Here is a 4,759-nt window from a genome sequence, read left to right as displayed (position 1 = left end):
CGCGGCACCGGCGGCACCGTGCTGAAGACCTCCCTCGACCGCTCGCAAGAGCAGAAGCTGCGCGACGCGCTGGCCGACGTACATGGCGCCTCGCCCACGCCGGCACCCGACGCACCGCCGGCTCCCCAGGGCAGCGGCGCGCCTTCGCCGGTGGGTTGAGGCATCCGGACGGCGTCATGCCGGGGCGAAGCCGAGCTTCGTCCCGGGAAACCGGTAACGAGCGAAGGCCGCGTTTCGATATGCTCGGGTCAGCCCCGGGCATAGCGCCTGCGAGCGAAGCCTCAGTCGCGCAGCAATTCGTTGATGCCGGTCTTGGAGCGCGTCTGCGCATCGACCGTCTTGACGATGACGGCGCATGAGAGGGCCGGGCCCGGCGTGCCGTCCGGGAAGGGCTTTCCGGGCAGCGAGCCCGGCACGACCACCGAATAGGGCGGCACCTTGCCGACATGGACCTGGCCGGTGGCGCGATCGACGATCTTGGTCGAGGCCGAGATGAAGACGCCCATCGAGAGCACCGAGCCCTCGCCGACGATCACGCCCTCGACGACCTCCGAACGCGCGCCGATGAAGCAGTTGTCCTCGATGATGGTCGGGTTGGCCTGCAGCGGCTCGAGCACGCCGCCGATGCCGACGCCGCCCGAAAGGTGCACGTTCTTGCCGATCTGGGCGCAGGAGCCGACCGTCGCCCAGGTGTCGACCATGGTGCCGCTGTCGACATAGGCGCCGATATTGACGAAGGACGGCATCAGCACGACGCCCGAGGCGATGAAGGACCCCTTGCGCGCGGCGGCCGGGGGCACGACGCGGAAGCCGGCGGCGCGGAAGCGGTTCTCGCCCCAGCCCTCGAACTTCGACGGCACCTTGTCCCAGAACACGCCCTCGCCCGGGCCGTTGGCCATGATGACGTTGTCGGTCAGGCGGAAGGAGAGCAACACCGCCTTCTTCAGCCACTGATGGACGATCCAGTCTGCGCCTTGCTTTTCCGCCACGCGAGCCTGGCCGGCATCGAGCATCTCGATCGCCTGTTCGACGGCATCGCGCACCGCGCCCTTGGTCGAGATGCCGATATCGGCCCGGTTCTCCCAGGCGGCGTCGATGGTAGCGGCGAGATCGGCGAGGGACATCAGACGGCTCCGACAGGGTTCGAAAGATCGCGGCGAGCGATGGCGGATGAGGGGCGCTGCGTCAAGCCGCAGAGCGCCGGCGCAGCAGATAGGTATCCATGATCCAGCCGTGTCGGGCGCGGGCCTCGGCCCGGACGCTGGCGATCTCGGCGGCGAGCGCGGCAAGCGGCCCGGCGAGCAGGATCTCGTCCGGCGTGCCGAGATAGGCGCCCCAGAAGATGTCGAGCTCGGCCGGGTCCAGCCTGGCGAAGGCCTGCTCGCCGTCGAGCATGACCACGACGCTGTCCTGATCGGCCGGGAAACCGGCCGCGAGCCTGCGCCCGGTCGTGATCAGGATCGGCGCGCCGATCGTATTGAGCGCGATGCGGTGGCGCGCAGCCAGCACCTGCACGCTGCTGATGCCGGGATAGACCTGCCAGTCGAGGCCGAGGCCGGAAACGGCGACCCGCTCCATGACGCGCAGCGTCGAGTCGTAGAGCGCGGGATCGCCCCAGACCAGAAGCGCGCCGGTCTGGCCCTCGGCCAGCTCCGCCTCGAACAGGGCGCGATAGCGGGCGGCAATGCGCTCGTGCCAGTCGTCGACGACGCCGTGATAGTCGTTGCCGGCCTCGGCGCGGCGTGGGATTTCGACGGGGACGGTGCGATAGCCGGGCTCGCGGATGAAGCGCGCGCAGATGGCCTCGCGGAGCGCGCGCAGCGCCACCTTCTCCTCGCCCTTGTCGGGAATGAACATGACGTCGGCGCGGTTCAGCGCCGCGATCGCCTCGATCGTCATATGGTCGGGATTACCGGCCCCGATGCCGATGATGAGGATGTTGCGCATGCCGCCCCAAAGGTTCGGCAGCGGCTTAGCACGGCCTGTCGGCGGAATGCGAGGTCAGGCCCGGCCGACCACGGCCATGCGGGCGAGATCGGGCTGCGGCACGGGCGCCGCGCTCAGCGCCAGCGCCGCCTGAAGCGCCTCCAGATCCGCCGCGAGGCGCGGCCGCCAGCCGCAAGGGCATGGCTGATCACCGGAATGAGCATCCGCCACCTCTCTGTAGACAGAACCGACCGCCTGTGCCGCCAGCTCGAGCAGTGTGAGAGGCGGCAGCCGAGTATCGTGGAGCGCCGTGCAAAAAGCCGTCAGCACCGCCTGCCGGATATCGGCGCGGGCGGTCTCCAACGTTTCGGCTCTCCCCTGATCAGGCTGCACGATCGACACCCTTCATGGCGGCATGGAGGCGGCGCTGTGGCCCCTGCACAGGCTTCGGGCCCTGTTCCGGCAGGGTGACGGCCAGCAGCTCCACGAGCCGCTGCATGCGCGGCGGCAGGGCCGAGTCGGCTTCGAGATCGCCCGGCCCCTTGGCCAGCGCGAGCGCGCGGCGCAGTTCCGGCCGGCTCGCGCCCGTGCGGACGATTTCGCGGATGATGATTTCGTCGATCCGGCCGATCGCGGCCGCTACATCGACCTCGGTGACCCCAGCCATCCCGGTTTCTCCGTCGGTTGATTCACTGATCGACGCGAGAGATAGGCAGGGTTGAGATTCGATGCAAGTCTTTGTTATTACTGCATAAATAGAACTATTCAAAGGTAACGGGCCACTCTCGCCTGCAAGCATGACCGGAACATGACGCCGCCGGCTCAGCGTTCGCGAACGATCTCCATGCGCGCGCCATGGCCGAGCCCGGTCTCGAGGGCCATCTCGTCCGGACCGTAGAAGGAGATGGCGTAGGCGCCCTGACCACGGGTCGCCAGATGGGCTGCCGGCGCGGCTGCGGCCGAAGAGCGCGGCTCGACCAGCGAGAGGGTCTGCCGCTCGATGCGAAACTGGACGAGGCCGAAGCCGAGGCCGGGAACGCCGCCCGTCGCCGCCGGCTCTCGCCCGAGCAAGGCACGATAGCGCGCCGTCGAGATGGCGAGGTCCTGAACCGCGACGGTGACGCCTGCGACTCCCGTGACGCCGTTCGGGTGGCGACGCGCGGCGCCGGCCGGCACGCGCAGATCGCGGGCCGTCACGTCGGCGACGAGGAAGGGAATGTCCGGCTCGGGCGGGCGCGCCGAGCGCCAGGCGATCCGGGTGCCGTCGGGCTGCAGGCGCCCGCCGTCGATCGGCCCGTCCATGACGATGCCGGCAGCACGGGCGCGGGCGAAATCGGCCTCGAAGTCGTCCGGCAGCACGGCATAGTCGACGAGGCCCGGGCCGGCACGATCCAGCACCTGCCACCAGCGGAAACCCGGCACCGGCCGCGGGAAGGCGATGATCTCGAGATAGGCGCCGTCCTGGAACACGACGAGCGCGTTGCGCGAACCTCGCGGATGCTCGCCGCCGGGCAGGACAGTGAAGCCGAGGGCGGCATAATCCCGCATGGCGGCGTCGAGATCGGTGACCGCGATGACGATGTGATCGATGGAGAGCGGCATGGTCGTCGTCCTGCAATCCGGGAATCAGGCGCTCTGCGCGATGGCTTCGATCTTCGCGATGCCACCGAGCCGGGGCGCGAAGCTCGCCCAGACCTTGCGGGCGCCGTCCTGCCAGCCAGCGCGATCCTCGGCCGGCACGGTCCGGCCGCCTTCGGAAGCGGCCTTCGCCATCGAGGCCGCTTCGTCCGCCAGCATAAGCTCGTCGAAATAGGCGATGCCCTCGGCCACGGCTGCGGAGAGCGCCTCGCGGTCCGCCGGCGCCAGCCCCCTCCAGAAGGGCGCGGCGAACATGACGACGCCGGTGGCCCAGATATGGCCGGTCTCGATCAGGACCGGCACGACCTCATGCAGGCGGAAGCCGACATAGGCGGATTTGGTCAGGTCCATGCAATCGACCACCCCGGTCTTCAGCGCGTTGTAGGTCTCCGGGATCGGGATCGGCGTCGGATAGGCCCCGAAGCCGGACCAGAGGGCGGTATGGAGCGGACTCTGGATGACGCGGATGCGCTTACCCCTGACCGAGGCCGGCGTCGTCAGCGGCTCCTTGGCGAGGAGATGGCGCGCGCCATAGTTGATGAAGCCGGGCACGACGAAGCCCTGCGCCTCGTAGCGCCCCTTGAGTTCTGCTCCGAGCGGCCCGGCCAGAACCCGGCCGAGATGGTCGCCATCGCGGAAGAGGAACGGCAGGTCGAGGATCTGGCCTTCCGGCACCCAGCCCGACAGCGACGAGACCGTCGAGAGAGCGGCCTGGATCGAACCGAGGCGGAGGCCCTCGGCGACTTCCTTCTCGCCGCCCAGTGCCGCGTTGGGCACGATGCGCAGATCGAAGCGGCCCGGCGCAGTGCGTGCCAGGATCTCGGCGACGCGTCGCCAGATCTTCGTCTCCGGCTTGTCCTCGCCGAGCAGCGAGGCGACGGTGACCGGACGGCCGGCGGCGACGGCCTGCCCGCCCCTCAGGGTGGCGGGGGCGGCAAGCGAGCCGGCGGCAAAATGGCGGCGGGTGATCAGCAAGAACTTGCCTCCTTCAGCGCATGCCGCGGAATCGCGCGAAACGCGGCCAACGGCAAGAGGCATCGGCCGCTCAGGCCGGGAAGGCGCCCTCGAAGGCCGTGGTGGAGATCGGATTGCGCTGACTCGGTGTCTCGCGCGCCCGCAGCGCTTCCGGCAGCTGTGCCCTGTCGCCGGGCTTGCCGATCGCGACGGCCGCCTCGACGCGATAGCCGGCCGGCAC

General features: G+C 69.6%; 6 protein-coding genes. All 6 read right to left on the bottom strand.

Going from position 1 to position 4,759, the window contains the following annotated elements; all coding sequences use genetic code 11:
- Positions 1-281: 281 nt before the first annotated feature.
- Positions 282-1,124, bottom strand: coding sequence for a 2,3,4,5-tetrahydropyridine-2,6-dicarboxylate N-succinyltransferase (gene dapD, locus ACIPIA_RS10490; RefSeq protein ID WP_400509231.1), 843 nt, complete (start codon positions 1,122-1,124; stop codon positions 282-284).
- Between the two features lie 61 nt (positions 1,125-1,185).
- Positions 1,186-1,947, bottom strand: a complete 762-nt coding sequence (gene cobF, locus ACIPIA_RS10485; protein ID WP_400509229.1) for a precorrin-6A synthase (deacetylating) — start codon at positions 1,945-1,947, stop codon at positions 1,186-1,188.
- Between the two features lie 54 nt (positions 1,948-2,001).
- Positions 2,002-2,289: a hypothetical protein gene (locus tag ACIPIA_RS10480; protein ID WP_400509227.1), complete on the bottom strand. Its 288-nt coding sequence runs from the start codon at positions 2,287-2,289 to the stop codon at positions 2,002-2,004.
- Positions 2,290-2,308: 19 nt separating this feature from the next.
- Positions 2,309-2,593, bottom strand: coding sequence for a hypothetical protein (locus ACIPIA_RS10475; protein ID WP_400509225.1), 285 nt, complete (start codon positions 2,591-2,593; stop codon positions 2,309-2,311).
- 155 nt (positions 2,594-2,748) lie between these two features.
- Positions 2,749-3,528, bottom strand: a complete 780-nt coding sequence (locus tag ACIPIA_RS10470; RefSeq protein ID WP_400509223.1) for a VOC family protein — start codon at positions 3,526-3,528, stop codon at positions 2,749-2,751.
- Positions 3,529-3,552: 24 nt separating this feature from the next.
- On the bottom strand, positions 3,553-4,539 hold the full coding sequence (locus tag ACIPIA_RS10465) for a TRAP transporter substrate-binding protein (protein WP_400509221.1): 987 nt from the start codon (positions 4,537-4,539) through the stop codon (positions 3,553-3,555).
- Positions 4,540-4,759: the final 220 nt, after the last annotated feature.

Origin of the sequence: Allobosea sp. CER48, assembly GCF_044752385.1 — a bacterium.
GTDB lineage: Bacteria > Pseudomonadota > Alphaproteobacteria > Rhizobiales > Beijerinckiaceae > Allobosea.
The sequence above is the reverse complement of the archived record's forward strand: the minus strand, read 5'-3'. Positions and strand labels throughout refer to the sequence as shown.